Source organism: Rhodococcus sp. P3_B8 (assembly GCF_056402775.1).
The window spans coordinates 64,292-88,915 of the sequence record NZ_JBFUGT010000028.1 but is presented as its reverse complement, the minus strand read 5'-3'; the positions used below and the strand labels follow the sequence as shown (position 1 = coordinate 88,915).

At 67.3% G+C, this 24,624-nt stretch carries 25 protein-coding genes and 1 riboswitch; of the genes, 15 read left to right on the top strand and 10 right to left on the bottom strand.

All coding sequences use genetic code 11. The features are described from left to right. Nucleotides 1-15: 15 nt before the first annotated feature. The gene (locus AC1D1G_RS13680) at nucleotides 16-603 is read right to left on the bottom strand and encodes a carboxymuconolactone decarboxylase family protein (RefSeq protein ID WP_283330694.1); all 588 of its coding nucleotides are present in this window, start codon (nucleotides 601-603) and stop codon (nucleotides 16-18) included. A gap of 239 nt (nucleotides 604-842) precedes the next feature. Between AC1D1G_RS13680 and AC1D1G_RS13675 the strand changes: the two genes are divergently transcribed. Further along, nucleotides 843-1,787: an alpha/beta hydrolase gene (locus AC1D1G_RS13675; RefSeq protein ID WP_477952501.1), complete on the top strand. Its 945-nt coding sequence runs from the start codon at nucleotides 843-845 to the stop codon at nucleotides 1,785-1,787. After that, nucleotides 1,784-3,283 carry an FAD-dependent oxidoreductase gene (locus tag AC1D1G_RS13670; protein WP_477952500.1) on the top strand — a complete coding sequence of 500 codons (1,500 nt, stop codon included), beginning with the start codon at nucleotides 1,784-1,786 and terminating at the stop codon, nucleotides 3,281-3,283. The genes AC1D1G_RS13675 and AC1D1G_RS13670 overlap by 4 nt, the downstream gene beginning before the upstream one ends. Nucleotides 3,284-3,343: 60 nt before the next feature. Here AC1D1G_RS13670 and AC1D1G_RS13665 read toward each other — a convergent pair whose 3' ends face one another. Continuing rightward, the gene (locus tag AC1D1G_RS13665; RefSeq protein ID WP_280778669.1) at nucleotides 3,344-4,267 is read right to left on the bottom strand and encodes a LysR family transcriptional regulator; all 924 of its coding nucleotides are present in this window, start codon (nucleotides 4,265-4,267) and stop codon (nucleotides 3,344-3,346) included. Nucleotides 4,268-4,359: 92 nt separating this feature from the next. On the opposite strand from AC1D1G_RS13665, the gene AC1D1G_RS13660 reads away from it, so the two are divergent. From AC1D1G_RS13660 to AC1D1G_RS13645, 4 genes are all read left to right on the top strand, one after another. Then, nucleotides 4,360-5,724 (top strand): amidohydrolase family protein, encoded by a 1,365-nt coding sequence (locus AC1D1G_RS13660; RefSeq protein WP_283330691.1) that lies wholly within the window; start codon nucleotides 4,360-4,362, stop codon nucleotides 5,722-5,724. Between the two features lie 142 nt (nucleotides 5,725-5,866). Then, nucleotides 5,867-7,132, top strand: a complete 1,266-nt coding sequence (locus AC1D1G_RS13655) for an MFS transporter (RefSeq protein ID WP_283330960.1) — start codon at nucleotides 5,867-5,869, stop codon at nucleotides 7,130-7,132. 36 nt (nucleotides 7,133-7,168) lie between these two features. Continuing rightward, complete coding sequence (locus AC1D1G_RS13650; protein ID WP_477952498.1) at nucleotides 7,169-8,050, top strand: fumarylacetoacetate hydrolase family protein; 882 nt, start codon at nucleotides 7,169-7,171, stop codon at nucleotides 8,048-8,050. A gap of 11 nt (nucleotides 8,051-8,061) precedes the next feature. Beyond that, nucleotides 8,062-8,988, top strand: a complete 927-nt coding sequence (locus tag AC1D1G_RS13645; protein ID WP_477952496.1) for a VOC family protein — start codon at nucleotides 8,062-8,064, stop codon at nucleotides 8,986-8,988. Between the two features lie 15 nt (nucleotides 8,989-9,003). Here the strand turns inward: AC1D1G_RS13645 and AC1D1G_RS13640 are convergent, their stop codons facing one another. Next, nucleotides 9,004-9,225, bottom strand: a complete 222-nt coding sequence (locus AC1D1G_RS13640; RefSeq protein ID WP_105413018.1) for a hypothetical protein — start codon at nucleotides 9,223-9,225, stop codon at nucleotides 9,004-9,006. Between the two features lie 279 nt (nucleotides 9,226-9,504). Here AC1D1G_RS13640 and AC1D1G_RS13635 point away from each other — a divergent pair, with 279 nt between their 5' ends. Beyond that, complete coding sequence (locus AC1D1G_RS13635) at nucleotides 9,505-9,909, top strand: C40 family peptidase (RefSeq protein ID WP_477952494.1); 405 nt, start codon at nucleotides 9,505-9,507, stop codon at nucleotides 9,907-9,909. A gap of 35 nt (nucleotides 9,910-9,944) precedes the next feature. Here AC1D1G_RS13635 and AC1D1G_RS13630 read toward each other — a convergent pair whose 3' ends face one another. Further along, nucleotides 9,945-10,286 carry a histone-like nucleoid-structuring protein Lsr2 gene (locus tag AC1D1G_RS13630; protein ID WP_005255167.1) on the bottom strand — a complete coding sequence of 114 codons (342 nt, stop codon included), beginning with the start codon at nucleotides 10,284-10,286 and terminating at the stop codon, nucleotides 9,945-9,947. A 140-nt stretch (nucleotides 10,287-10,426) separates the two neighbouring features. Between AC1D1G_RS13630 and AC1D1G_RS13625 the strand changes: the two genes are divergently transcribed. Further along, complete coding sequence (locus tag AC1D1G_RS13625; protein WP_477952491.1) at nucleotides 10,427-10,600, top strand: hypothetical protein; 174 nt, start codon at nucleotides 10,427-10,429, stop codon at nucleotides 10,598-10,600. A 1-nt stretch (nucleotide 10,601) separates the two neighbouring features. Here AC1D1G_RS13625 and AC1D1G_RS13620 read toward each other — a convergent pair whose 3' ends face one another. The 3 genes from AC1D1G_RS13620 to AC1D1G_RS13610 all read right to left on the bottom strand — a co-directional run bounded on the left by AC1D1G_RS13620 (nucleotide 10,602) and on the right by AC1D1G_RS13610 (nucleotide 14,193). After that, nucleotides 10,602-12,011 carry a CitMHS family transporter gene (locus AC1D1G_RS13620; RefSeq protein WP_283354425.1) on the bottom strand — a complete coding sequence of 470 codons (1,410 nt, stop codon included), beginning with the start codon at nucleotides 12,009-12,011 and terminating at the stop codon, nucleotides 10,602-10,604. Nucleotides 12,012-12,131: 120 nt separating this feature from the next. Continuing rightward, nucleotides 12,132-13,427 carry an LLM class flavin-dependent oxidoreductase gene (locus AC1D1G_RS13615; protein ID WP_477952489.1) on the bottom strand — a complete coding sequence of 432 codons (1,296 nt, stop codon included), beginning with the start codon at nucleotides 13,425-13,427 and terminating at the stop codon, nucleotides 12,132-12,134. Between the two features lies 1 nt (nucleotide 13,428). After that, the gene (locus tag AC1D1G_RS13610) at nucleotides 13,429-14,193 is read right to left on the bottom strand and encodes a 3-oxoacyl-ACP reductase (RefSeq protein WP_317570988.1); all 765 of its coding nucleotides are present in this window, start codon (nucleotides 14,191-14,193) and stop codon (nucleotides 13,429-13,431) included. Between the two features lie 48 nt (nucleotides 14,194-14,241). Further along, a riboswitch (TPP riboswitch) is annotated at nucleotides 14,242-14,346 on the bottom strand. A 72-nt stretch (nucleotides 14,347-14,418) separates the two neighbouring features. On the opposite strand from AC1D1G_RS13610, the gene AC1D1G_RS13605 reads away from it, so the two are divergent. Then, nucleotides 14,419-14,871, top strand: a complete 453-nt coding sequence (locus tag AC1D1G_RS13605; protein WP_007301081.1) for a MarR family winged helix-turn-helix transcriptional regulator — start codon at nucleotides 14,419-14,421, stop codon at nucleotides 14,869-14,871. Between the two features lie 2 nt (nucleotides 14,872-14,873). Further along, nucleotides 14,874-15,296, top strand: coding sequence for an organic hydroperoxide resistance protein (locus AC1D1G_RS13600; protein ID WP_005255157.1), 423 nt, complete (start codon nucleotides 14,874-14,876; stop codon nucleotides 15,294-15,296). A gap of 21 nt (nucleotides 15,297-15,317) precedes the next feature. Here the strand turns inward: AC1D1G_RS13600 and AC1D1G_RS13595 are convergent, their stop codons facing one another. Then, nucleotides 15,318-16,196 carry an oxidoreductase gene (locus tag AC1D1G_RS13595; RefSeq protein ID WP_477952487.1) on the bottom strand — a complete coding sequence of 293 codons (879 nt, stop codon included), beginning with the start codon at nucleotides 16,194-16,196 and terminating at the stop codon, nucleotides 15,318-15,320. Nucleotides 16,197-16,236: 40 nt separating this feature from the next. Further along, nucleotides 16,237-18,225: a CocE/NonD family hydrolase gene (locus tag AC1D1G_RS13590; RefSeq protein WP_477952513.1), complete on the bottom strand. Its 1,989-nt coding sequence runs from the start codon at nucleotides 18,223-18,225 to the stop codon at nucleotides 16,237-16,239. Between the two features lie 193 nt (nucleotides 18,226-18,418). Here AC1D1G_RS13590 and AC1D1G_RS13585 point away from each other — a divergent pair, with 193 nt between their 5' ends. From AC1D1G_RS13585 to AC1D1G_RS13575, 3 genes are read left to right on the top strand one after another with little or no spacing between them, the layout of a single operon-like run. Beyond that, on the top strand, nucleotides 18,419-19,318 hold the full coding sequence (locus tag AC1D1G_RS13585; protein ID WP_283330684.1) for a pseudouridine synthase: 900 nt from the start codon (nucleotides 18,419-18,421) through the stop codon (nucleotides 19,316-19,318). A 45-nt stretch (nucleotides 19,319-19,363) separates the two neighbouring features. Next, on the top strand, nucleotides 19,364-20,899 hold the full coding sequence (locus tag AC1D1G_RS13580; RefSeq protein WP_477952484.1) for a CYTH and CHAD domain-containing protein: 1,536 nt from the start codon (nucleotides 19,364-19,366) through the stop codon (nucleotides 20,897-20,899). Nucleotides 20,900-20,945: 46 nt separating this feature from the next. Next, nucleotides 20,946-21,830: a universal stress protein gene (locus tag AC1D1G_RS13575; RefSeq protein ID WP_283354422.1), complete on the top strand. Its 885-nt coding sequence runs from the start codon at nucleotides 20,946-20,948 to the stop codon at nucleotides 21,828-21,830. Between the two features lie 13 nt (nucleotides 21,831-21,843). Here AC1D1G_RS13575 and AC1D1G_RS13570 read toward each other — a convergent pair whose 3' ends face one another. Then, on the bottom strand, nucleotides 21,844-22,581 hold the full coding sequence (locus tag AC1D1G_RS13570) for a VIT1/CCC1 transporter family protein (RefSeq protein ID WP_283330682.1): 738 nt from the start codon (nucleotides 22,579-22,581) through the stop codon (nucleotides 21,844-21,846). Between the two features lie 140 nt (nucleotides 22,582-22,721). On the opposite strand from AC1D1G_RS13570, the gene AC1D1G_RS13565 reads away from it, so the two are divergent. Further along, a complete protein-coding gene (locus AC1D1G_RS13565; protein ID WP_280778684.1) occupies nucleotides 22,722-23,504 on the top strand; it encodes an SDR family NAD(P)-dependent oxidoreductase in 783 nt (260 codons plus the stop codon). Between the two features lie 26 nt (nucleotides 23,505-23,530). Then, nucleotides 23,531-24,592, top strand: coding sequence for a lysylphosphatidylglycerol synthase transmembrane domain-containing protein (locus AC1D1G_RS13560; RefSeq protein WP_283330681.1), 1,062 nt, complete (start codon nucleotides 23,531-23,533; stop codon nucleotides 24,590-24,592). Nucleotides 24,593-24,624: the final 32 nt, after the last annotated feature.

Below are 24,624 nucleotides of genomic sequence, written 5' to 3'. Positions count from 1 at the left end.
AGATGCTGCGGTGTTCTACTCGGCTTCGAGACCCGCAGGTGCCCCGACGTCGAAGACGTTCATCATCTGAGACAGGGTCCGGTAATAGCCCACGAGCACCACGAGTTCGAGCAGCGCCGAGTGACCGAGGCGGGCTTCGAATCGGCGGAATTCCTCGTCTCCGAGGGTGTTGGCGCCCCCGAGCAGATGACGGCACACGTCGTACGCGGCCTGTTCGGTGGCGTCTTCGGAACCGAAGTCGCCACCCCGAAGTGCCGTCATCTCTTCGTCGCTCAGTCCGATGGCGTGTCCGACCCGTTCGTGGGCGTAACGTTCGAATTGGCTTTCCGTTGCGGCCGCGACAGCGAGTATCGCGATTTCTCTGATCCGGGCGGTCATCGCCGTCCGATAGCGCACCGCACTTCCGAGTTCTTGCAACGCAGAGCCGAGCCCGGGCACATGCAGCATCAACCCGAACGGCCCGTTGAGCCTGCCGTGGTCATCCTGAAGCGCGAACAGCTGAGGCCCCTGAGCCCGCGGCCCCGTCACGATGCTGTCGTACAACGCCTTCTGCTCGACGTCCAGCTCGGCGGGTGTCAGGGACGCGATCCGTGAATCTGCCATGTAAGTACCATCTTTCAACGATTTCGGCGCGGGGAGGCGCGGTGACGAGTCAGAGTATGCCGCGCCCGGCGCTGTGGCCCTCCGCCAGCATCGAATCACACCCCGACCTGAAGCTATTCGCCCGGTGGATTCCCGCCATATCGAACTGCCGATTCCCGAATACTCCCTGATCCGCCACCCTTGAGCCACGGGCCACATCGCCGAGTGGACCCGCGACCAGGCGAAGAGGTGACGTCAACGTGAGAACCCCGGTCGGGCAGCCCGCCCGTTACGAGATCCAATCCTGTCCCGACATCGAATTCGGGCGTCCCGGGGGGCACATCCTCCGCCTGGATCTGACTCTGCCGATCGACGTTGCCGCCCCCGCCGTCGTCCTCTACCTGCACGGCGGTGGTTGGATGATCGGCTCTCGCAAGAGTCATGCTGCGCGGGCGGAACGGCTCGCGCGGCACGGATTTGCCGTCGCGAGCATCGACTACCGCCCCTCCACCGCCGCTCCTCTCCCCGCCCAGATCATCGACATCGCGACCGCGCTCGCGTGGCTGAAAGGTCCCGGGCAAGGCTTCGGTGTCGACGCGACTCGGGTCGCGCTCTGGGGAGCATCGGCAGGTGCCCATCTCGCGCTTCTGGCCACCGCCACTCCGGCGGTTTCACGGACACCGCACGATCTGCCCGGTCCGGCCGTGCAGGCCGCTGTCGGCTACTTCGGCTGTTACGACCTCACCGCACGGGGCGACCTCGACCGTCCGGACGCCGGCTCGCCGATACCGCGTGAGATCCTCGAGCAGGACTGGCCGCCAGGGGTCCCCGCACCGCCGCCGTCTCGCTACCTGAGGGCCCGATTGCTGGGAGTCGAGGAGTCGACTGTGAGCGATCGCGACCTCGCCGCCATCAGCCCATTTGCGAACGCGCACGACATCCACGTGCCGGTCTTTCTGCTCCATGGAACACGCGACTCGGTCACGTCGGTGCAGCAGAGCCGGCGGATGGCACAGGAACTTCGACGCCGCGGGGAGACGGTGCGCCTGCGCCTTCTCGAAGGTGCCAATCACGAGGACCCCGCGTTCGACACGGACACCACGATTGCCGAAGTCGCCGCGTTCCTGCACGAACACCTGGACCGGTCCTGCCCCACGACCTCACGTCCCACGATGCCGTACAACAAGGAGATTGATTCGAAATGACCGCTCGAGTAATAGTCGTCGGCGGCGGACCGTCGGGTCTGACGGTCGCGACCGAACTGGCCCGGGCCGGAGTCGACGTCGTCGTCCTCGAACGTCGAACGCAGCCGGTACAGTCGCGAGCCGGGACCGTTCTGCCGAGAGTTCTCGAGCTCCTCGATTCTCGGGGCCTTGCGCAGAAGTTCATCGACAGGGCCGCGACGATTCGCTCCAATCCGCTGATTCCCGTTCATATCTGGGCCGGGATGCAACCCGTCGAATGGCGCCACCTCGAATCGAGGTTCGGGTTTCGGCTGGTTCTTCCCCAGAACCACACCGAGGAACTGCTGCTCGAGGAAGCCCTCCGTCTCGGAGTCGTCGTCAGGCACGGCGTGACCGTCGAATCCGTCGTCCAGCAGTCCACCGCCGTGACCGTGACCGCGACGGCCGAGGACGGACCCGTGAGCCTGTCAGCCGACTACCTGGTCGGCGCCGACGGTGGGCGAAGTATCGTGCGATCGCAACTCGGTCTCGATTTCGAAGGCCACGGGCCGACATTCACCGGAATCGTGGCAGACCTGAGGATGGACCGGCCCTGGCCCGAAGCGCGGCGGATGATCGACAACGACAAGGGGTGGGTCACCTCGTTTCCGTTCGGCGAGAACGAATCCATCACCCGGTTCAACATCGTGCACGCCGAGCGCAGGCACGCCCCTGCGGCGGAGCCGGTCACGGCCGACGAGGTTCGCCGATGCCTCACCGATGTCCTCGAGAAGGACCTGCCGTTCGACGATCTGGTGTGGGCATCCCGTTTCACCGATTCGCTCAGAATCGCAACGAAATTCCAGCAGGGCCGAGTGTTCCTCGTCGGTGAATCGGCGCGCATCCACTACCCTGCCAGCGGCGTCGGGATGAACTTCTGCATCCAGGATGCGTTCAACCTCGGGTGGAAGCTCGCCGCGGTGATCAACGAACACGCGGGACCGGCACTCCTGGAAACCTATGAGGCCGAACGCCGCCCGGTGGCCGAGGCGCTGCTGAGAAGTGTCGCGGCACAGTGTTCGATCCAGTTCGACTTCACACCGGAGGGGGTGGAATTCAAGCGGATGTTCGAACGCGACCTGTTGCCCATTCCGGAGGTCAATCGCCGAATCGGGCTCGAACTCAACGGGCTGTCCTTCCCCTACCCTGCTGAGTCACACCACCATCCGATGGTCGGATACCGCTGCCCCGACCTGGATCTCGTCACCGCGACCGGTCCGATCAGGATGGGTGAAATGCTGCGCGATTCTGCACTCGTCCTCATCGACGCCACCGGGGCGGGCACCTACGCGGACCTCGCACTGCAGGGCGCGCCGGTACGCGCACACACCGGCCACATCGTTCTCGCACCCCCCGGGCTGGGTGAGGTCACGAGCCTCCTGGTCAGGCCCGACGGATACATCGCGTGGGCCAGCGCCGACGCCCCCGCGCGCGAAGATGCTCAGCTGGCGATCAAGCGGTGCCTCGCCGTCGACTGAAGTGCCGGGAGGGTCGTCTCGCGCGTACCCGAGACGACCCTCCCGCGCCGGGTTCGGCACTCACTCCAGAGACTTGACGAGTTGCGCTCGGAGCCAGCGGTGTTCGGGATCCGCGTTGTACATCGGATGCCACCACAGGGCATGGTTCAGTGGGGCGAGATTCAAGGGGAAGTCGACCGACCGAATTCCCATTCCGCCGCTCATCCGGGCCGCCAATCGCTCCGGCAGAAGCGCGATCCGATCGGTGTGGGCGACGAAATACGGCAGAGCCAGATAATTTTCGCCGACAACCTGCACATACGGTTCGACCCCCTGCGCCCGGACCTGATGCAACGGTGTCGTCGCGGCGTGGGGGTGCGTCTGAAACACAGCCCACGGGTATTCGGTGAGCTGGTCCAGCCGTACGGCGTCCCCGATGTGCTCGTTGTCCTCGGCCACCACACAGACCCACCGGTCGGAGAAGAGGTCGACCGAGGGCAGGTCGCTGACGAAGCCGCGGGGTACGACCAGGGCATCAGCGGTACGGAGGCTGTCCGATGCACGGTCGACGATCTCCGGTCGCAACTGGACGAAGTTGATGCGCAGGTGCGGAGCCTGCGCCAGCAGATCGCGGGTGATCGTGTCCCCGACGGCGGCGAGCATGTAGTCGGACATGATCAGGGTGAACTCGCGGCTGGACCGTTCGATCTCGATACCCGGCTCGGCGTCGAGCACTCGATCGACCGCCGAGATCGCCACCGTCGTGCGCTCGACCAGGCTGCGGGCGAGCGGCGTGAGCTGATACGAGTTGCCGACCCGGGCCAGTAGCGGGTCGCCGAAGTACCTCCGAAGCCGCGCGAGCGCCGCACTCATTGCCGGCTGACTCAGACCGACTTCGATCGCCGCGCGGCTCACGCTTCGCTCGCGCAGAAGCGCGTCCAGAGACACGATGAGGTTGAGGTCCAGCTTGGCGCGATGGCCGGAGATCCGCTGTATCGAGCTCATGGATACAAACTATAGGCAACCCGGCGTTCCCAAATAACCGCGGGAAAATGAGACTGAGGCAGACACTCTGCCTCTCTCCGAACAGGACACTCATGGACCCGAGTCATGCCACACCACGCCGCACCCTGCTCCGGGGCGCAACGGTCGTCAGCGTCGATCCGGCCATCGGAAACTTCGACCGAGCCGACATCTTGATCAGCGACGATCTGATCGCAGGAATCGACACACGGATCGACGTCGAGCCGGACGTCGAGGTCGTCGACGTCGACGGAATGATCGCGCTTCCCGGATTCGTCGACACTCACCGCCATACCTGGCAGAGCGTCATGCGGCACGGATACGCCGAACTCGATCCCCTCCAGTACTTCGACGAAATGCTCAGGGGAATCGGAGCGGCGTACGAGCCCGAGGACGTCAGGATCGGAAACCTCCTCGGCGCGGTGTCGGCGTCGAGCGCCGGGACGACCACCCTCTTCGATTGGTCCCACATCCAGAATTCACCCGAGCATTCCGACGCTGCGGTCACCGGTCTGCGCGAGGCGGGTATCCGTGCCGTCTTCGGCCACGGATGGCCACTGCAGGGCAACGGCCGGTGGACCGAGAACAGCATGCTCACCCACCCGGCCGACATCGAACGGCTGCAGAAGCAGCACTTCTCCGACCCGGGCGGACTCGTGACGTTGGCCATGGCGGCCAGGGGCCCCGAGATGGCGGCGCCCGGCGTGTGGCAGGCCGACCTCGCCCTCGCGCGCGACCTGGGCATCCGCACGTCGGTGCATGCCGGTGCGTACCCGCACAACGAACCGGTCCACGCCGTGGCCCAGTACGACGAGGCGGGCCTCCTCGCCGACGACCTGACGTTCGTGCACTGTTGCCGCTCCTCCGACGCCGAACTCGCGATGATCGCCGATGCCGGTGCCACCGTGTCGATCGGCGTGCACTGCGAACTCAACTCGCAAGGCATCGGCGACATCCCGCTCGACCGGATGCTCGCCGCGGGTGTACGACCGAGCCTCAGCGGGGATACCGAGACCAAATGCAGCGGAGACATGTTCACGCAGATGCGAATGCTCTTCGGCTATCACCGTTCGTGGATGGGCGGCGGGCACAGCTCCGTCGCGGCCGACCGTGCGCAGCTGTTCCTGCAAGATGTGCTGGCATTCGCCACCATCGAGGGGGCGAGAGCGATCGGACTCGACGACCGGATCGGCTCGCTCACTCCCGGCAAGCAGGCCGATATCGTCCTGGTGCGTGCAACGGACCTGAACCTGGTGCCCGTACTCGATCCGGTGGCATCGGTGGTTCTCGCCGCCCACGAGGGCAATGTCGATTCGGTGCTCATCGGCGGCCGATTCGTCAAGCGCGGCGGAGTCGTGCTCGGGTGTGATCCGTCCGCTCTCGTGAAAGCGGCGGCGGCATCGCAACGACGGATTCTGGGAAGACGCGCCGGCCGCTAGCACTCGTGGGCGCATACCCCGCCCGAACAGGGTGTATTCGCCGCACGAATTCCCACCATCACGAACTGCCGCTTCCCGGATAACCCGAGAACAGGAACAGTGATGGTCATCACCACCGCAACAAAGGAGCAAGGCATTGACCATGTCACGCGGGGACGAATTCCGGCGCGGGTGGCCGACTCTGTCAGCGGCCGCCGTGGGTGTCGGCACTGGGGTATCCGGGCTCGCCATCTACTCGGCGGGTCTGTTCACCAGCGATCTCGGAAGGGAGATCGGCCTCAGCGCTGCGATGTACGGGCTGTCCATCACCTTGCTGACCTTCGGGATGGCGCTCGCCGCCCCCGTCGTCGGCTACGCCGTCGACAAGTTCGGAGTGAAGGCCCCGACGATTGCCGGAGCACTGTGCCTGGCAACCGGATTCGCCGCACTGGGAACGGTCGTGCACTCGGTGCCGGCCTACATGACAGCGATGGCGTTGATCGGATTCTTCGGTGCAAGTTCCGGACCGATTGCCTTCACCCGGGCGGTGAGCAGCTGGTTCGACCGCGCCAGGGGCCTCGCGCTCGGCATCACGATGATGGGGATGGGACTCTCCGGCGCCATCATTCCGGTCGCCATCGGCCGCGTCATCGAACTCGAAGGATGGCGGCTCGGCTACCTCACGTTGGCCTGCATCGCGCTCGCCGGAACCCTCCCCACCCTCTTCCTCCTGAAGGTCGCACCCCGAAGCGTAAGCACGCTGGGCACGCCCGGACTGGCGGCCGACGACGGTGACGACTTCGCCACCATCCGCCGGAACCCCCTCTACTGGCGGTTGGTCCTCACATTCGGCCTGATGTCGGTCGCCTTCACCGGCCTCATCCCCTACCTGGTCCCGATGCTTCGGCAGTACGGGATGAGTGTCGGCGGTGCGGCATCGATCGCATCGATCATGGGACTCGCGGTCATCCTGAGCCGACTGGTGATCGGACTGCTCATCGACGTCCTCCGGCCGACCGCGGTCGCGGCCTCGCTCTGCGTGCTGTGTGCCACCGGCGTCGTGCTGTTCGCGGTCGGCGGAGTCGGGTTCGCCCCCGTCCTGGCCTTCACGCTGGGGTGCATGCTCGGCGCCGAGCTGGATATGGTGGGCTACTTCACGTCCCGCTACTTCGGGCTCGCCGCCTTCGGAAAAGCTTATGCAGGCCCCTACATGGCGTTCGTCCTCGGCGGCGGCATCGCGCCCCTGTGGGTCGGTGCCGTGGTGGACCGAACAGGAAGCTACACCGCAGTCCTCTACCTCGTCGCCGCGCTGACGGTGCTGTGCGCCGTCGCCTTCGTGGCCCTGCCGTCCCCGCGAGGACCGAGGCAGGTAACCCCCGGCCCTTCCGATACGAGGCCCACGCCCGCCACCGTCAACGCAGACCTCTGACCACACCACAGACAACGCTCCAGGAGAACCACTTTCATGCGTATCGCCAACATCGACAACCGTGCCGCTCTCGTCTTCGGAGACGAGGGTTCCGAACGAGCCGTCGACCTCGCCCACGCCTCCCGCGACCGGTTCGGCCCCGAACTACCCGCCGTCTACCAGGCTTGGGACGACATCACCGGATGGGTGGCGGAACAGGACACCCACGCGCTGACGGGGAACAGCGTCCCGATCGACCGGTCCCTTCTCCGGGCACCGTCGCCGGCTCCCCGCCAGGTGTTCGCGGTCGGGCTGAACTACCACGCGCACGCCGCCGAATCCGGCTTCGACTCCCCCACGCACCTGCCGCCCGTGTTCACCAAGTACGCGTCCAGCTTCACCGGCCCCGACACCGACGTCGTGATTCCCGCCGGCGGCAACGTCGACTGGGAGATCGAACTCGTCGTTGTCATCGGCCGCGAAACAAGCAACATCGACGAGGCCGACGCCTGGTCCCACATCGCCGGTCTCACCGCCGGACAGGACATCTCCGAACGCGTCTCCCAGCTACGCGGTCCCGCACCGCAATTCGGTCTCGGCAAGTCCTTCGCCGGGTTCTCCCCGCAAGGTCCGTGGCTGGTGACCCCGGACGAGTTCGCCGACCCCGACGACCTCGAACTCGGCTGCACCGTCGACGGCGAACAAGTGCAGAAGGGCCGCACCCGCGACCTGATCTTCCCGGTCTCGAAGCTGGTCGCCGCCCTCTCCCGCACCGTCACCCTCTACCCCGGGGATGTGATCTTCACCGGCACCCCGGCCGGTGTCGGCGTCGGCCGCGATCCGCAGCGGTTCCTGCAGGCCGGTGACAAGCTCGACAGCTGGATCGACGGCATCGGCACACTTCATCAGTGTTTCGTCGCCGATCCCGGCGCGAAGTAGAGGACGCGATCATGGCACTGCACGGACTGGGCAAGGTCACCCTCGGCGTCCCCAACGTCGACGAGACCATCTCCTACTACGTCGAATTCGGACTCGAACACCGCGAAGGCGGGGTGTTCGCCACCCGCAACGGCGGCGAACAACTCGAGATCGTCCACGCGCCCGCGCGTCGACTGGTCGAGTTGACGGTCGCCGCCGACGACCCCGACGACATCGCCTCCATCAGTGCGCGGCTGGCCGGGCTCGGTGTCGCGACCCGTCAGGACGGCACGTCCGTCAGTGCCGTGGAACCGGTCACCGGCACCCGGGTGCGGGTGCAGGTCCGGTCCCGGATCGTCATCGAACCCGCCGTCGCGGCCACCCCCTACAACGGGCCCGGGCGCATCGACCGCTGGGGACGGGCCCCGTTCCTCACCCGCACCGAGCCGGTGCGCCCCCGCAAACTCGGGCACGCGGTGCTCGGGTCCACCGACCTCCAGACGACGATGAAGTTCTTCACCGACGGTCTCGGATTCAAGGTCAGCGACTACATGGGTGACAAGGCCGCGTTCCTGCGCTGCTCCGTCGAGCACCACAACGTCCTCGTCATGGCCGCACCGGTGAGCTTCATGCATCACACCAGCTGGCAGGTCGACGACATCGACGAGGTCGGCCGCGGCGCCCACACGATGCTGGAGAACAACCCCGAACGCCACATCTGGGGTCTCGGACGGCACTACGCCGGTGCGAACTTCTTCTGGTACCTCAAGGACCCGGCGGGGAACTTCTCCGAGTACTACTCCGACATGGACACCGTCCCCAAGGACGAACTCTGGAGCCCGGAAGTGCTGCACGGCCTGCAAGGTCTGTACGCCTGGGGGCCGCCGCCGCCCCCGTCGTTCCTCGAACCGGACGACCTCGCCGCCCTGATGACCGGAGCTCACTCCGGCACCGGGTGACGAGCGGGTCGCCGGCTAGATCAGTTCGACGACGGTTCCCAGGTCGTGCACATGCTCGCTGTCCGACGGCCCGGTGGCCGGCGTGATGTCGCCCCGTGCCGCGTGTGCCATCGATCGCGCCTCGCCCGCGGCGAAGGCAACGGGTACCGCCACGGCAACGGACAGGAGGGCAGCTCCCGCATCGAACGCCAAGCGTGCGACACCGAAAGCACAGTTCGCCGATTCTCGGATCGTCATCGTCCGCTCCTTCATCCCAGTCCACGGGATGTAGCGGACCACTCCCTTTGACCTGACAATTACTCCTCGACGTTACGAGCGGTGTGCACTACTCGCGAGTACCAAACCGACCAGATCGAATGGTTTACCCGGCAGCCGTCGAGTCCGGGCGGCAGAGGCAGAGAAGACAGGCACGTACCCGGGTAGTTCGGCCGATGCGTCCGGACCGCACCGGGACCACTCTGTAGACGGGCGTCCCCCACGACGCGACACCACCGAGTGCACTGGAGCAACGACGGCATGAACCCACACACCGGGAACCACGGATATCACCTGGTTCACACGTTCCGCCCGCCTCCGGTACGGCCGGGACGCCATGCACTGCACGCCGCCGCGTCCAGAATCGGAATCCCGTGCACCCGCGGCGCCGGTGACCACCGCGCCTTCGACAGCTCCGGCCTCGTTCAATGGGCATACAAACAGGCCGGCATATCGGTTCCGCGCACCACCTACGAGCAACTCCGACACGGGACCGCCGTGGACGAGTGCGACCTGCAGCCCGGCGACGTCGTCCTCTTCTACKGGGGCGGGCACGCGGCGATCTACGCGGGAAACGGCATGGTCGTCCACGCACCCGCTCCGGGACGCCCGGTCACGCGAGTAGCGATGAGCTCCATGTCATTTCACGCAGCGCGCCGGTACTGACGACGGACCAGGCGACCACCCGCGGCATCGTGGACTCAGTGAGCGGCGTTGTACGCTTCCTCGATCTCGGCAGGAATACGTCCACGCGTGGACAACTCGTAGCCCTGCGACGTCGCCCATTCTCGAATTTCCTTCGCCTGGCTACGCCCCTGCGACGGTGCCACTGCAGGAGTCGACCGACGCTTCCTTCCACCGACCCGCGTTGCATGCTCGATGTAGTAGTCGAGAGTCTTGTGGAATTCCCTGGCGTTCTTGACCTTCAGATCGATCTCGTAGTCGACGCCGTCGACAGAGAACGGAATGGTCTCCCCCTTACCGTTCTTGATCGGAGTTCCGTCGATGTCGTCGATGCGTTCGACAACAACTTTGCGCGCCACAGTTCCACTCCTTCATCGTCGATAACCCGGGGAACACTACGTCGAAGTATTGTTCACCTGCCAATCCCCGACGGAGTTTTCGAACTGCTGACCCGGGTCCGCCTGATTGGAGCACCCCGCTGTCGGGGTATCCGTCGGACATGACACCGAAGGATGCATCCGGACCGAAGACCACGACCACCGACAGCGGCGCCCCGGGCGCGGACAAGGACGTGGTGTCCGATCCGGCCGAGGACGACAAGAGTTCGGGCGCCGACTGGAGCGGCGAAGGCGGCGCGACCCCTGAGGGGCCCGCCACCGACACCGAGGACTAGGTCACCAGGGGATCTGTCCGAGGACCACACCGATCACCAGCATCGACAGCGACACCAGCGCCGCGCGCCACAGCACCTTCTTGTGATGGTCCGCCAGCGGGACACCCGCCAGGGTCACGAGCAGGAGGATGGCCGGGACGAGCGGGCTCTGCATGTGGAACGTCTGGCCGGTGATGGATGCGCGGGCCATCTCGACCGGCTCGATGCCGTACGTGGCCGCCGTCTCGGCGAGCACGGGCATGATGCCGAAGTAGAAGGCGTCGTTGCTCATGAAGAACGTGAACGGCAGGCTCAGGATGCCCGTGATGACGGCCAGGTGCGGTCCGAGCGAGGCCGGGATGATTTCGAGCAGCCACTGCGCCATGGCCTCGACCATTCCGGTGCCCTGGAATACGCCGGTGAGCACGGCCGCGGCGAACACCATCGCGACCACGGAGACGATGCTCGACGAGTGGCGGGTGATCGCTTCCTGCTGTTCCTTGACCCGCGGGAAGTTCACCGTCAGCGCGATCGATGCGGCCACCATGAACAGGACCGGAATCGGCAGTACGTCCATCACGAGCACGACGAGGAGCGCCACGGTCACGAGCGCGTTGAACCACAGCAGCTTCGGGCGCAGCGTGGGCCGCTCGGGGTCGAGACCGTCGACGAAGCCCTGGCCGTCGTCCGATCCGGCGTCGCCGGAGCCGCCACCGGTTCGGGGTGCGTCACCGTTGCCACCGGAGCCGGAGCCGGTCGCGGACCGCCGGAGGCCGGAGCCCGCGGAGACGAGGAGGCGCTCGTCGGTGAGTTCGAGCGTGCCGATGCGGCGGCGTTCGCTGTAGCCCAGTTGCACGGCGAACAGCAGCACGACGAGCAGTCCGACCACCAGTGACGGGATCATCGGGACGAACACGTCCGACGGCGAGATACCCAGCGCAGCGGCGGCTCGGACCGTCGGTCCGCCCCAGGGGACGATGTTCATCGCGCCGTTCGCCAGGCCGGCGACCACCGTGAGGACCACGGGGCTGACCTTCAGCTTCATGTACAGCGGCAACAGCGCGGACGTCACAATGATGAATGTCGTGGATCCGTCACCGTCCAGCGACACCACCATCGCGAGCACCGCGGTGCCGACGACGAGCCGCATGGGGTCGTTGCGGACGAGCCGGAGGATGAGTTTCACCAGCGGGTCGAACAGGCCGACGTCGATCATGATTCCGAAGAAGATGATCGCGAAGAACAGCAACGCGGCCGTCGGTGCCAGCGCCTTGATTCCGTCGGTGATCATGTCGCCGATGCCGAGGCCCGCTCCGGCCGCGATCCCGAATGCGACTGGGACGGCGATCAACCCGACCACGGGAGTGGCCCGTTTGGACATGATCAAGAACATGAACACGGCCACCATCAGAAAGCCGAGTGCTACCAGCATTGCCACTCCTCGTCCGAACTCGCGTCGTGGTGTGATCGCGATAACAGCCAGTGTCGGGGGGAGGGACGCTCACAGTCACTGTTGCGTACTTAGAGAAGGTTGTGTTCTTTGTGGTGGCAACTACGGGCGCCCCCGGAGATGGTCGCGCAGAGTCTCTGTCTCATACTCCGCGCGGAACAGCCCACGCTTCTGCAGGACGGGGATCACCTCGTCGACGAAGTCTGCGAGGCCGTTCGGGTAGAGCGGCGGCATCAGGTTGAAGCCGTCGGCCCCGCCGCGGCGGAACCACGTTTCGATCTCGTCGGCGATCGATTCCGGGGTTCCGATCATGGTGCAGTGGCCACCGCCGGCCGCCAACGTGCCCAGCAGCGACCGCACGGTGGGACGGTCCTTCTCGATGATCCGCAGGATCGTGTCGTACCGGCCCTGCGGCCCGGTGAACTCCGACAGCGGCGGCAGCGCGGGAACGGGAGCGTCCAGTTCCCAGACACTGCAGTCCTGCTGGACGAACATCGACAACTGCGCCAGAGACTGTTCGACGGGCAGGAGCGCGTCGAGTTCCGCCTTCTTCCGCCGGGCCTCCTCGGTGGTCGAACCGACATAGGTCACGAGACCGGGCATCACGGTCACCGCGTCGGCGTCGCGGCCCGCCGCGCGGATGCGCCGCTTCACGTCGTCGTAGTAGCTCTGCGCGGCCGTGAGGTCGTAGGCGACGGCGTAGATGCCCTCGGCGCACCGGGCGGCCAGGTCGCGGCCCTGATCGGACGCGCCCGCCTGGAACAGCACGGGACGACCCTGCGGCGAGTGCGGCACGTTCAGCGGACCGTCCACGAGGAAATGCTTTCCCCGATGCTCGACCGGCTTCACCTTGGCCGGGTCCGCGAAGATGCCGTCCCGGTCGAGCACGAGCGCGTCGGGCGCCCACGAATCCCACAGGGCGAGTGCCACGTCGACGAATTCTGCGGCACGCGAATAGCGTTCGTCGTGCGGCGGCATCTCCTCGAGCCCGTGGTTGCGCGCTTCGGCGTCGAACATCGACGTCACCACGTTCCAGCCGGCGCGGCCGCCGCTGATGTGGTCGAGCGACGCCAGCATCCGGGCGGCGTGGAACGGTGTGTAGAACGTGGTGGACACCGTCGTCACCAGTCCGACCCGCTCCGTCGCCCGCGCCATCGCGGACAGCGCGGTGAGCGGTTCCAGGAACCACATGCCTCCGGACGCGGGGTCGCGCACCGAATGCCCGTCCGCGAAGAACACCGCGTCGAGGCAGCCCCGCTCCGCGGTCTGCGCCAACTCCTCGTAGTAGGCGATGTCGCAGAGTCGCTCCACCTGGGACGAGGGGTGCCGCCACGCGGCGCCGTGGTGCCCGCAGCTGTAGAGGAATGCGTTGAAGTGCAGTTGCCGGACGTCGGTCATGTCAGTCCTTGACCAGTCCGCCGTCGACGACGAGGTTCTGGCCGGTCACCGACCGCGACCACGGGGACGCGAAGAACAGCACCGCGTCGGCGAATTCGTCCGGGGTGGTGACGCGCTGCAGCGGGGTGCTCGCCGCGATGAGGTCGAATACCTCGTCGGGAGTGGCGGCGCTCGCGTCGGTGGTGCGGAGCAGCCCGCCCGAGACCATGTTGACGGTGATGCCGTCGGGACCGAGGTCGGCGGCGAGGGTGCGGGTCAGCGACAGCGCGGCGGCCTTGGCGGCCGTGTAGTCGTGGTACGGGACGACGGGGTTCTGGAACAGGTTGGTGCCGATGTTCACGATCCGGCCGAACCCGAGCGAACGCATGCCCGGCAGCGCGGCCTGCGTCGTGTGCAGCGTCGCCTTCACGCTGCCACGCAGCTGCGAGTCGAAGGACTCCCACGTGATGACGTCCGCCTTGTCGCGTGCGTCGCCGTTGAAGGAGAAGTCGGCGAGCGCGTTGTTGATCACCGTGGTCACCGGGGAGCCGAAGTGCTCCGCCGCCGCGGAGAACAGGGCGGCCACCTGTCCGGCATCGGTGACGTCGGCCCGGAGCGCGACCGCACGGTCCGCGCCCAGGGAGGCCGCGAGTTCTTCGGCCGCGTCCCGGCTGTTCCGGTAGTTCACGATCACCCGCGCGTTCTGCGCCGCGAACGACCGCACGATGGCGGCGCCGAGGCCCCGCCCACCGCCGGTCACCAGGACGATCTGCTTGTCGAGCTGCATGCTGTCACCTTCCGTTCGGTCGGCGACGAGACATCGGATGAGCGCATACGGGCGTCTCCGCGACATCCCTTCGCCGGCATTACCCAGTTCAGGTTCGACGGGTCTGTTCTCAGCCGTCCGGCTCGTCGCCGGGCAGCACCCCGTGTCACTGGCCAACAGTGTAAGCGCAATCACCGATTCCAGTTCTTGGTTGTGCACAACCTAGTTGTGTGCAACTATTCAGTGGTGACCGACAACCTCACCCTCGACCGCCAGGTGTGCTTCGCCCTGTACTCGGCTTCCCGGGCCATGACGGCGAGATACCGGTCGATGCTCGACTCGCTGGGAGTGACCTACCCGCAGTACCTCGTGCTGTTGGTGCTCTGGGAACGGGACGGCCGCGGAGTACGTGAGATCTGCGACGCCCTCGACCTCGACACCGGCACGCTGTCTCCACTGCTCAAGCGGCTCGAAACCCTGGGCCTGGTCGAACGCCGGCGCTCCTCGGCCGACGAGCGCCGGGTCGGGATCCATCTCACCGAGAAGGGTGCGGCCCTCCGCGCCGCCGCGGAGGGCATCCCCGCCGAACTCGCCGACTCGACGGGAATGGAGATCGACGAACTCGTCGCCCTCCGGGACACCCTGTCGCGGCTCACCGAGTCACTTCACAGCTTCACCACCCCTACAGGAGAGAAGTAACCATGAAGATCGTCTACACCGCCGAAGCCCTCGCGACCGGAGAAGGCCGCAACGGCCACGCTCGCACGTCCGACGGCAAGCTCGACCTGAACCTCGCGATCCCCACCGAGATGGGCGGGTCCGGCGACGGCACCAACCCCGAGCAGCTGTTCGCCGCCGGATACGCGGCCTGCTTCCACTCCGCGCTCCAGTTGGTCGGCCGTCAGGCGAAGGCGAACGTCGCCGACTCGGCCGTCGGCGCCCGCGTCGGCATCGGCCCGACGGACAGCGGCGGATTCGGTCTCGCCGTCACTCTCGAGGTTTCCCTGCCCCACCTGCCCCGCGCCGAGGCGCTCGAGTTGACCGAGAAGGCACACCAGGTGTGCCCCTACTCCAACGCCACCCGCGGCAACATCGACGTCACCCTCGAGGTCACCGAAGACTGAGCAACCCTGACGGGCGTCGCGTCACCCGAACGTGAACTCGACGCCCGTCAGGTCCTCCGACAGCGCCCACAGCGCCCGCGCGGTGTGCTCGTCCCGCGACTTCTTGTTGGAGCCCACCACCTTCGGATGGCCACGCTGCTCGAACAGGCCGTCCGGCCCGATGTAGCTGCCACCGATCACGTCGGATGCCGTTGCCGCGTACAGCATCGGCAGCGCCCCCATCTCCGCCGACTGCGCGAAGATCCGGTTGCCGACGGCCATCAGCTTGTCCTGCACCGACTCGGTGTGGGCCTGCAGATTGGTCGATGCGTAACCGGGGTGCGCGGCCACCGCTTTGACGGGTGACCCCGCCGCGGACAGCCTGCGCTGCAATTCGTACGTGAACAGCAGATTCGCGAGTTTCGACTGCCCGTAGGCGCTCCAGCGGTTGTACTTGCGGCGTTCCCAGTTGAGGTCGTCGAGGTGAACCGTTCCCGCCTGATGTGCCGCACTCGACATCGTGGCGACCCGATCGGTGATCTTGTCGAGCAGCAGGCCGGTCAACGCGAAGTGCCCGAGATGGTTTGTGCCGATCTGCATTTCGAATCCGTCGGCGGTCGTGCGCTGCGGAACCGCCATCACGCCGGCGTTGTTCACGAGCACGTCGACGGACTCGACGCCGGCGGCGAACTCGCGCACCGAGGCGAGGGCGGACAGATCGAGGCGGCGCACCTCGGCGTTGTCACCGATCGACCGTGCGACGACCTCCCCCTTGTGGGTGTTACGGCAGGCCAGCACGACGTGCGCCCCCGCCTTGCCCAGGGCCCGCGCGGCCACCTCCCCCAGACCACTGTTGGCGCCCGTGACGACGAACGTGCGGCCGCTCTGATCGACGATGTCCGAAGCTGTCCACTTGGTCATGGCGTCAACCCTACGGATCTCGGGAGTTGGCGTGAACGTTTCACCACGCCTGCGCTCCGACCAGCGGCAGATTGAGGAAACTCGGCCGATCCGGGGACAACGCGACGTGCTGCGGCTTCAGTTGGCTGTCGGCCAGAATCGGTCCGAGCGGCAGGTACCGGGGGACGCTGCCCGCGTACACGTCGACGCGCAGCCGGTGCCCCGGCGCGAGGACGGCGTCGGTGGGCACGAAGTTGATGTCCACTGGCGTCACTTCACCCGGCACCAGCGGCTGACGCGCGTCCACCGTCAGATAGTGGTGCGGTTCGGTGTAGTCTCCGTTCGCCGACTTGGTGCTCTTCGAATCGTCCACGGCCCGCATGGAAGCGGTGAGCGCACCATTGGTGAGCGGGGTCGACGTGCCGTCCGGTGCGACGTCGTTCAGTGTCACCGCCCAGAATCCGTCCGGGGCGTCGAGCACCGTTTCGAGGTGCAGATTGACCGGACCCGACAGCTCGGTCGGCTGCGCGACGGGGGCGCTGGTGAACGTCAGTCCCTCGGCCTCGGCGAACCGGGAGTCCTTGCTGCACACCGATCCGAAGACGACGGCCGCGCCTGCGGTGCCCTGTGCTCCGTCGCGGGAACAGAGCCCACGAAGGCCGGGTGCGACGGTGAGTCGTGCTGCGTCGCCGGGTTTCGCCGACACCAGGCTGCCGTCGTGGGCGGCGTGCCCGGCGGTGCCACTGGGGGCACCCGACAGGTACATCCGCTGGTAGTCGACACCGGCCCGCGGAAACTGATCGGTGGTGGTCCAGCCGTTGCCCTGCTGGTACAGCGTGACCGGGCCGTACTCGTCGATGCCGTTGTCGATGCCCTTCAGCCACTTGTCGAACCAGGCGCGTTCGAGGACGTCGAGTCGTGGCGGCGCACCCTGTTCACCGAAGCCGCCACCGAACGAGATGTGGTAGGCGTCGCTCATGATCAGCTGCTTCTCACCGGCAGGCAGTGGGATGTCGTTGTAGACCCGCGGCTCGCTGTTCGTGAAGATGTCGTGCCACGCGCCGTAGAGCATCGTCGGCACCTCGATGTTCGCGGCCTGCGCCTTCCGCTCCTCGTAGAACTGGCCGTCCTGCGCCACCCGCAGCGTGCCGGGGTCGAGACCGTTGATGTCCGGCGCGGTCATGGCCTCGATCAGTGCGGGAAACAGTGTCAGCGGATCCCGCAACCGATCCTGCAGCCACTGCTGGTCGAAGCGTCCCTGCGCGATGGCCTGGACGTCGGGAACGAACTTGAGACCGTTGACCAGCGACAGCCACAGCGGCATGAATCCCACGCCGAGACCACCGCCCGTTCCGACGATGTCGCGGAGCAGATCGTTGCCCGGTTCGGTCGGGAAGATGGCCTTCAACGCCGGCGGCTGATGCCCCGCGGCCTGCAGCGAGTTGATTCCCGAATAGGACACCCCCGCCATGCCGACCGTGCCGTCGGACCATCCCTGCTTGCTCATCCAGTCGATGATCTCGACGGAGTCCTGTTGCTCGAGCGGACCGAGCGCCTGCCATTCCCCCTGGGAGAAGCCGGTGCCCCGCGCATCGACCACCACCTGGGTGTACCCGTTCCGGACGAGGTCGCGGTTGATGCCGAAGACGCGCATGCCGCCACCGGTGAGCACCTTCGCCGCTTCGCCGACACCGTCGAACGGGGTTCCGGCGAGATCGAACGAGTTCACCAGGTCGACGACGGTGTCCTCGAGTCCCGGCACCGCGAACACGGAATCGACGACGTTGCCGACCAGCTTCGTGTACGGCGTGACATTGAGAACCGACGGCATCCTGGTGTCGATCGGCGTGCCGGAGGCGTCCGCGGGGCGATAGACGTTGGCCTTCAGCACCGTTCCGTCGCTCATGGTGATGGGGACATCCCAGTCGATCGCGATCACCGGGTACTCGGGCGGCGCGTCGACCGCCGCGTTCCACGCGGCCCCGGCCGCCCCACCCGTCGGATCCGCCGACGCCGTCACCGTGGGCACCACCGCGAGCCCCACCCCCATCGCCAGAGCGACTGCCACCGCACCCGGTCGAAACGCCCATCGACGCACGATCACTTCGAACCCCCGTGAAATCCCGATGACGCGCCTCAGCGGCCAGTCAGGGTGGCCCGCGTCACAAACTTACCGGATAGTAACCTCGAGTCCCCCGGCGGTCAACGGCGGATTTCCGCAGCCTGTCGACTACCGTGACGAGGTGCCCGACGCCCCGCTTCCCGTCCGCGACGGCCTCAACCCGACGCGGCTGAGGATGCCGGACGACGGCGCGTGGCCCACCGTGCTCGAGTACCTGGTCGCACGTTTTCCGCACGACGAGACCCGCCTCCGCGAGAAGGTCGCCACAGCGGAAGTCGTCGACGAGCGCGGGCAGCCGATCACCGAGGACACCCCGTTCGCCCCCCGCAGATTCGTGTACCTGTACCGGGATCCGCCGGTCGAGAAGCGGGTCCCGTTCGAGATCGAGATCCTGCACCGCGACGAGGATCTCCTCGTCGTGGACAAGCCTCACTTCCTGGCCAGCACCCCGCGCGGCGCGTACATCGCCGAGTCGGCGCTGGTCCGGTTGCGCCGAGACCTCGACCTCCCGGAACTGACACCCGCGCACCGGCTCGACCGGTTGACCGCCGGGGTGCTGATCTTCACGGTGCGGCGGGAGGTCCGGCGCGACTACCAGTCGCTGTTCGACCAGCGCCGGGTGGTCAAGGAATACGAGGCGGTCGCGCGTTACGACCCCGATCTCCCGCTACCCGCCACCGTCCGCAGTCGAATCGTCAAGGAGCGGGGCGTCCTGAAGGCGTACGAGGTGGACGGTCCCGCCAACAGCGAGAGCCGCATCGAACTCCTCGAGGTCCACGGCGACGCGGCCCGGTACCGGCTGCTGCCGCACACCGGCAAGACGCACCAGTTACGGCTGCACATGAGTTCGCTGGGTATCCCGATCCACGGCGACAACTTCTATCCCGACTTCTACGACGTTGCCGCCGACGACTATTCGACGCCGCTGCGGCTGCTGGCCCGGTCCGTCGAGTTCGTCGACCCCTACTCCGGCGTCACGCGACGCTTCGCGAGCGTCCGGAGCCTCGACTGGCCGAGCTGACCTCGGATTCTTTCCCCCGGCCCGCTCAGCCGGAAGGATGGTGACATGAGTACCGCGACGTCCGTCTCCGAAGTGGAACGCAAGTACGAGGCCGGTTCGGAGCAGCAGATACCCAGCCTCTCGGGACTGCCCGGTGTGGACGGCGAACCTCTGCTCGACTCGATCCAGCTGTCCGCCCTGTACTACGACACGGGCGAACTCCTGCTGCTCCGCGCCGGAATCACCCTCCGCCGCCGGGWGGGCGGCGACGACGCCGGCTGGCACCTGAAGATCCCGGCAGGTGCGGACGAGCGGACCGAGCTGCAGCTGGCGCCCGACGCCGAGCTCCCCGAGACGGAAGTGCCCCGGGAATTCGCGGAACTGCTCACGGCCGTCACCCGCGGCGCCGCCCTGAACCCGGTTGCGCTCATCAGCACCGACCGCGAACGGCAGCGGCTCGTGGACGCGGCGGGGACGACGCTCGCCGAGGTCGTCTCGGACGTCGTGATCGCCGCCGTCCCCGAGACGGGGACCGGATCCGACGAGCGGGTGTGGCGCGAGATCGAAGTGGAGCTCGGGGCCGGAGACCGAAACCTGTTCGACGCCATCGACTCCCGGCTGACGGACGCCGGGATAGCCCGGTCGGACGCGCCGTCGAAGTTGCGGCGGGCGCTCGGCGACGCGGTGACCGGCACCCCGCGCCCCGCGCGCAGGAAGAAGGGGTCCACTCCCCGGACACTGCTACTGGAGTATCTGGCGGCGCAGAAGGATTCTCTCGTGACGGCCGACCTCGGCGTGCGGCGCAACCTCGAGGAGTCCGTCCACGACCTCCGGGTCTCGGCCCGGCGCATCCGGAGTGTCCTCCAGGTGTACGGGTCCAGCCTGCGTGACCAGGAAACGGTCGACGAGTTGATCGTCGAACTCCGCTGGGTCGGTCAGGCCCTCGGCTCGGCGCGGGACACCGAGGTGCAGTGGAGCCGGCTCGTGGATCGGCTGGGCGGCGCCGAGGAAATACCCGATCGCGAGGTCGTGCGGGCGCGCCTCGACGAATACTTCTCGGGACTCGCCGCGACGGCCCGGCCCGCGGCCCTGGCCGCCCTCAACTCCCAGCGCTACCTCGACCTGCTCGCCGGGCTCGACACATTCCTCGTCGCCGTCGAGGCGTCCGGGGACGGCGGCCCGTCGAAGAAGGCCGTGACGAAATCCCTGCGCACCTTGTCGAAGTCCGTCCGTAAGCGCGTGCGGAAGACGGCGGCCGCGACCACCCGGGCCGAGCGCGATGAACTGACGCACCGAGCGCGCAAGCGCGCCAAGCGAATGCGCTATGCGATCGAGGCGACGAGGTCGCTGGCACCGAAAGCCTCCGACCGCGCTCAGACGAAGTTCAAGGGCTTTCAGGACGTGCTCGGCGAGTACCAGGACGCGGTCGTCGCACGGGACCACATCCTCGCGATGGTCGCGGAGGATCAGCACTCCGCCGAGTCGAGCCTGGGCCTCGGAATGCTCTTGCAACGTGAGCTCGATCGCGGCGACACCCTGACGCCGCTGGTGAAACCCGAGTGGAAGACCGCGAGGAAGGCGGCCCGAAAAGTCTGGAAGTAGGGCACAGTCGGGGAGTACCCAACAGCGTGAGCGAAGGGAGCCAGACGTGAGCACACCCGCCAGTCATTCCGTCGTCGTCGGCCTGGACGGATCCGACGCCTCCACCGCCGCCGCCCTGTGGGGCGCCGCAGTCGCGTCGAAGTGGGGTGCCACGCTGTCGCTCGTGCACGCACTGCCACAGGACGGTCCGCTGTACAGCCCCGCTGCGATCATGCTGGAGTCGCAGTTCCTCAGTCAGCTGCGTGAGGACGGTGAGGCCATCATCGGGACGGCGAAGCGGCTGCTGGGACCGAAGTTCCCCGGTCTGGAAATCGAGACGACCATCAGTCCCGGTCCGGCGGGCACCGCACTGCTCGAGGCCGCCGACTGGGCGCGGTTGATCGTGCTCGGATCCACGGGAACGGGAGCGATCCGATCGGTGCTGCTCGGCTCGACGGCGCTGCACGTCGTCAACCGCGCACCCTGCCCGGTGACCGTTCTCCGGGGTGAAGTCACCACACCCGACCAGCGTCCGGTGGTCGTCGGGGTCGACGGAAGCGACCTCAGCCGCGACGCGGTGGCCCACGCATTCGAGTACGCGTCGTTCTTCGAGGCGCCGCTGACCGCCGTCCACACGTGGCAGGGCTCCCCCACGCTCGGCGCGGGCGGCACCGGCATGCTCGTCGACTGGGATGCCGTGAAGCAGGAAGAGGAGGCGCTGCTCTCCGAGGCCCTCGCGGGCGAATCGGAACGATACCCGGACGTGTCTGTGACCAGGGTGGCCGAGCAGGGCGCCGCAGCCGACGTCCTCCTGCGGCATGCGGGGGACGCTCAGCTGATCGTCGTCGGCAGCCACGGCCGGGGACCGTGGCTCGGCGCATTGATGGGCTCGACGAGCCAGAATCTGCTCCACCACGCGAAATGTCCGGTCATGATCTGCCGGAGCGAGTGACTGTCGCCCGAAGCTAGGCGATGCTCGTCCCCACCAGCTGGCCGATTCCGTACGTGACGATCATCGCGAGTGCCCCGCCCAGCACGACGCGGAGCACTGCCCGGGTGCGCTGTGCGCCGCCGAGAGCCGCGCTCACGGTGCCCGTGAGCGCCAGCGCGACCAGCACCGCGACGAACGCCACCGGAATGCGCAGGTGCACAGGCGGTAGGAGAATCGCCAGCAACGGGATCAGGGCGCCGAGCGTGAAGGACAGCGCCGAGGACCCGGCGGCCTGCCAGGGGCTGGTCAGATCGTCCGGGTCGATGCCCAGTTCGACGTCCACGTGGGCGGCGAACGCATCGTGATCGGTGAGTTCGCGCGCGACCGTCCGGGCGGTGTCGTCACTCAGCCCCTTGGCCTCGTACATCGCGACGAGTTCCTCGAATTCGGCGTCGGGGGTCTCGGTGAGTTCGCGCCGTTCTTTCGACAGCAGCGCGCGTTCGGTGTCGCGCTGGGTGCTCACCGAGACGTATTCGCCCAGCGCCATCGACACCGCGCCGGCCGCGAGACCCGCGAATCCGGCGGTGAATATTGCCGCTCGCTCGGTGGTTGCCGCGGCCACGCCGACCACCAGCCCGGCGGTCGACACGATGCCGTCGTCGGCGCCGAGGACACCGGCCCGCAACCAGTTGAGGCGGCTCGCCAGACTGGGCGCGTGCGGCTCGTCGGGATGCCCCGAGGGCTCGGCCCGCTCGGCGTTCTCTGCTGACATGCGTTCAGGCTAAGGCGAAAAGGCCTGGTCGGATAGCCAGGCTAGGCTGCGCTCGGCCGGGGTGAACCGTTTCCCCGCACACCGAAACCAAGCAGTTGCTAGGTTAGGGACGCTCGTCCCTCACACGCTTGGAGTTCCTCATGGCGACACCCGCCACCAGCACCCCCCGACGTCGTTGCGCCGCACTCGTCACGGGCGGCACCGGCGGCATCGGCTCCGCCATCGCACGGCAACTCGCAGCCCTCGGCCACGACGTGGCCATCACCTACCGATCCAATGCCGACGTCGCCGCGGACCTCGTCGGCGAACTGGAAGGCCGCGGCGTCGGAGCGCAGGCGTTCTCCGCCGACCTCACCGACCAGCCCCGCGTCGCGAGTGTCGTCAAGCAGACCGTCGAGCACTTCGGCGGCATCGGCATCCTCGTTCACGCCGCGGGACCGCACATTCCGATGATCCACCTGTCCGAGGTCGCTCCCCGGGACTACGCCGAACACCTCGAACAGGAGGCCGTCGCCTTCTTCACCGTCGTCAAGGCCGCCCTGCCCGCGCTGCGGGAGGCGTCCGGATCCGTCGTCGCGGTCACGACCGCGGCCACCAGCCGATTCCCGGTGCGCGACGGACTGTCGCCTGGCACGAAGGGCGCGATCGAACAGCTGGTCAAAGGATTCGCCGCCGAGGAGGGCCGCTACGGCGTCCGCTTCAACTCGGTCGGCCCGGGAATGCTCACCGACGGCATGGCCGAGCGGCTGATCAGCTCCGAAGAACTCGATCAGCGCGCACTCGACGCCGCCACGAGCCGGATACCGTTACGCCGATTCGGCACCGCCGTCGATGTCGCCGAGGCGGTCTGTTTCCTCGCGAGCGACCGGGCCGGGTTCGTCACCGGACAGAAGCTCGACGTCGACGGCGGATACACGGTGTGATCACCGGCCATGTGTAATGGACGCGTATGACTGACGCCGAAGACGCCCGCCCGACGCCCCGCAGGCGTCGTGTCGAATGGGTGATCGGCGGCCTCCTCGTCGTCGTGCTCACGGTGGAGATCGTCCTCATCTGGCCGGACCTCTCGGAGAGCGTCCAGAACCTCGGCGACCTCCACTGGGGATGGGTGGCCGCCGCCGTCGTGGCGTCGCTGGCGTCGATGTCCAGTTTCGCCCGCGTCCAGCGCTGCCTGCTGGGGGTCGCGGATGTGCACGTCAGACAGCGGCAGTCCCTCGCGGTGACGTTCGCCTCCAATTCGATGAGCGTGACACTGCCCGGCGGCCCCGTTCTGGCGACGACGTTCACGTACCGGCAGACGCGCCTCTGGGGTGCCTCACCGGTGGTCGCGACGTGGCAACTGGTGATGGCCGGCGTCCTCCAGGCGATCGGCCTGGCGCTCGTCGGACTGGCGGGCGCACTGCTCGTCGGGGCGAAGACCAACCCGTTCTCGCTGATCTTCACGTTCGGCGGCCTGTGCGCGTTCCTGGTGGTGGCCCAGTACGCCGCATCGCGACCCGACGCCCTCGAGGGTGTCGGCATCACCGCGCTGCGCGGATTCAACAGACTTCGAAAGAAGCCTCCCCTGAACGGTGTTCGCCAGTGGAAGCACATCGTGAACCAGATGAGCGCCGTCCGGATGGATCGCCGCGACACGGCCCGCGCGTTCGGGTGGTCGCTGTTCAACTGGATCGCCGACGCCTCGTGCCTCGCCTTCGCGTGCTACGCGGTCGGCGCACATCCCGGGTTCGCCGGACTCGCCGTCGCGTACGCGGCGGGCAACGCCGCGGGGTCGGCCATCCCGCTCCTGCCCGCAGGACTCGGTGTCATGGACGCGGTGCTCGTCCCCGCACTGACCGCCAGCGGAATGACCGGTGCCGAAGCGGTATCCGCGATCGTCGTCTACCGGCTGGTCAGCTTCCTGCTCATGGCCGCCATCGGCTGGATCGTCTTCGCGGCACGTTTCCGGGGCGCGCAACAGCAGGGCGAGGAGGGCCCGGACCTCGAACCGCTGTGGCGTCGCGGCACGTGAATACCTCCCGCTGAGAGAGAAACCCGGGCCGA

Coding starts and splice junctions, on each gene's coding strand:
- AC1D1G_RS13680 (WP_283330694.1), bottom strand. CDS start 603: ATGGCAGATTCACGGATCGCGTCCCTGACACCCGCCGAGCTGGACGTC.
- AC1D1G_RS13670 (WP_477952500.1), top strand. CDS start 1,784: ATGACCGCTCGAGTAATAGTCGTCGGCGGCGGACCGTCGGGTCTGACG.
- AC1D1G_RS13665 (WP_280778669.1), bottom strand. CDS start 4,267: ATGAGCTCGATACAGCGGATCTCCGGCCATCGCGCCAAGCTGGACCTC.
- AC1D1G_RS13660 (WP_283330691.1), top strand. CDS start 4,360: ATGGACCCGAGTCATGCCACACCACGCCGCACCCTGCTCCGGGGCGCA.
- AC1D1G_RS13655 (WP_283330960.1), top strand. CDS start 5,867: ATGTCACGCGGGGACGAATTCCGGCGCGGGTGGCCGACTCTGTCAGCG.
- AC1D1G_RS13650 (WP_477952498.1), top strand. CDS start 7,169: ATGCGTATCGCCAACATCGACAACCGTGCCGCTCTCGTCTTCGGAGAC.
- AC1D1G_RS13645 (WP_477952496.1), top strand. CDS start 8,062: ATGGCACTGCACGGACTGGGCAAGGTCACCCTCGGCGTCCCCAACGTC.
- AC1D1G_RS13640 (WP_105413018.1), bottom strand. CDS start 9,225: ATGACGATCCGAGAATCGGCGAACTGTGCTTTCGGTGTCGCACGCTTG.
- AC1D1G_RS13625 (WP_477952491.1), top strand. CDS start 10,427: ATGACACCGAAGGATGCATCCGGACCGAAGACCACGACCACCGACAGC.
- AC1D1G_RS13620 (WP_283354425.1), bottom strand. CDS start 12,011: ATGCTGGTAGCACTCGGCTTTCTGATGGTGGCCGTGTTCATGTTCTTG.
- AC1D1G_RS13615 (WP_477952489.1), bottom strand. CDS start 13,427: ATGACCGACGTCCGGCAACTGCACTTCAACGCATTCCTCTACAGCTGC.
- AC1D1G_RS13610 (WP_317570988.1), bottom strand. CDS start 14,193: ATGCAGCTCGACAAGCAGATCGTCCTGGTGACCGGCGGTGGGCGGGGC.
- AC1D1G_RS13600 (WP_005255157.1), top strand. CDS start 14,874: ATGAAGATCGTCTACACCGCCGAAGCCCTCGCGACCGGAGAAGGCCGC.
- AC1D1G_RS13595 (WP_477952487.1), bottom strand. CDS start 16,196: ATGACCAAGTGGACAGCTTCGGACATCGTCGATCAGAGCGGCCGCACG.
- AC1D1G_RS13590 (WP_477952513.1), bottom strand. CDS start 18,225: ATGGGGGTGGGGCTCGCGGTGGTGCCCACGGTGACGGCGTCGGCGGAT.
- AC1D1G_RS13570 (WP_283330682.1), bottom strand. CDS start 22,581: ATGTCAGCAGAGAACGCCGAGCGGGCCGAGCCCTCGGGGCATCCCGAC.
- AC1D1G_RS13565 (WP_280778684.1), top strand. CDS start 22,722: ATGGCGACACCCGCCACCAGCACCCCCCGACGTCGTTGCGCCGCACTC.
- AC1D1G_RS13560 (WP_283330681.1), top strand. CDS start 23,531: ATGACTGACGCCGAAGACGCCCGCCCGACGCCCCGCAGGCGTCGTGTC.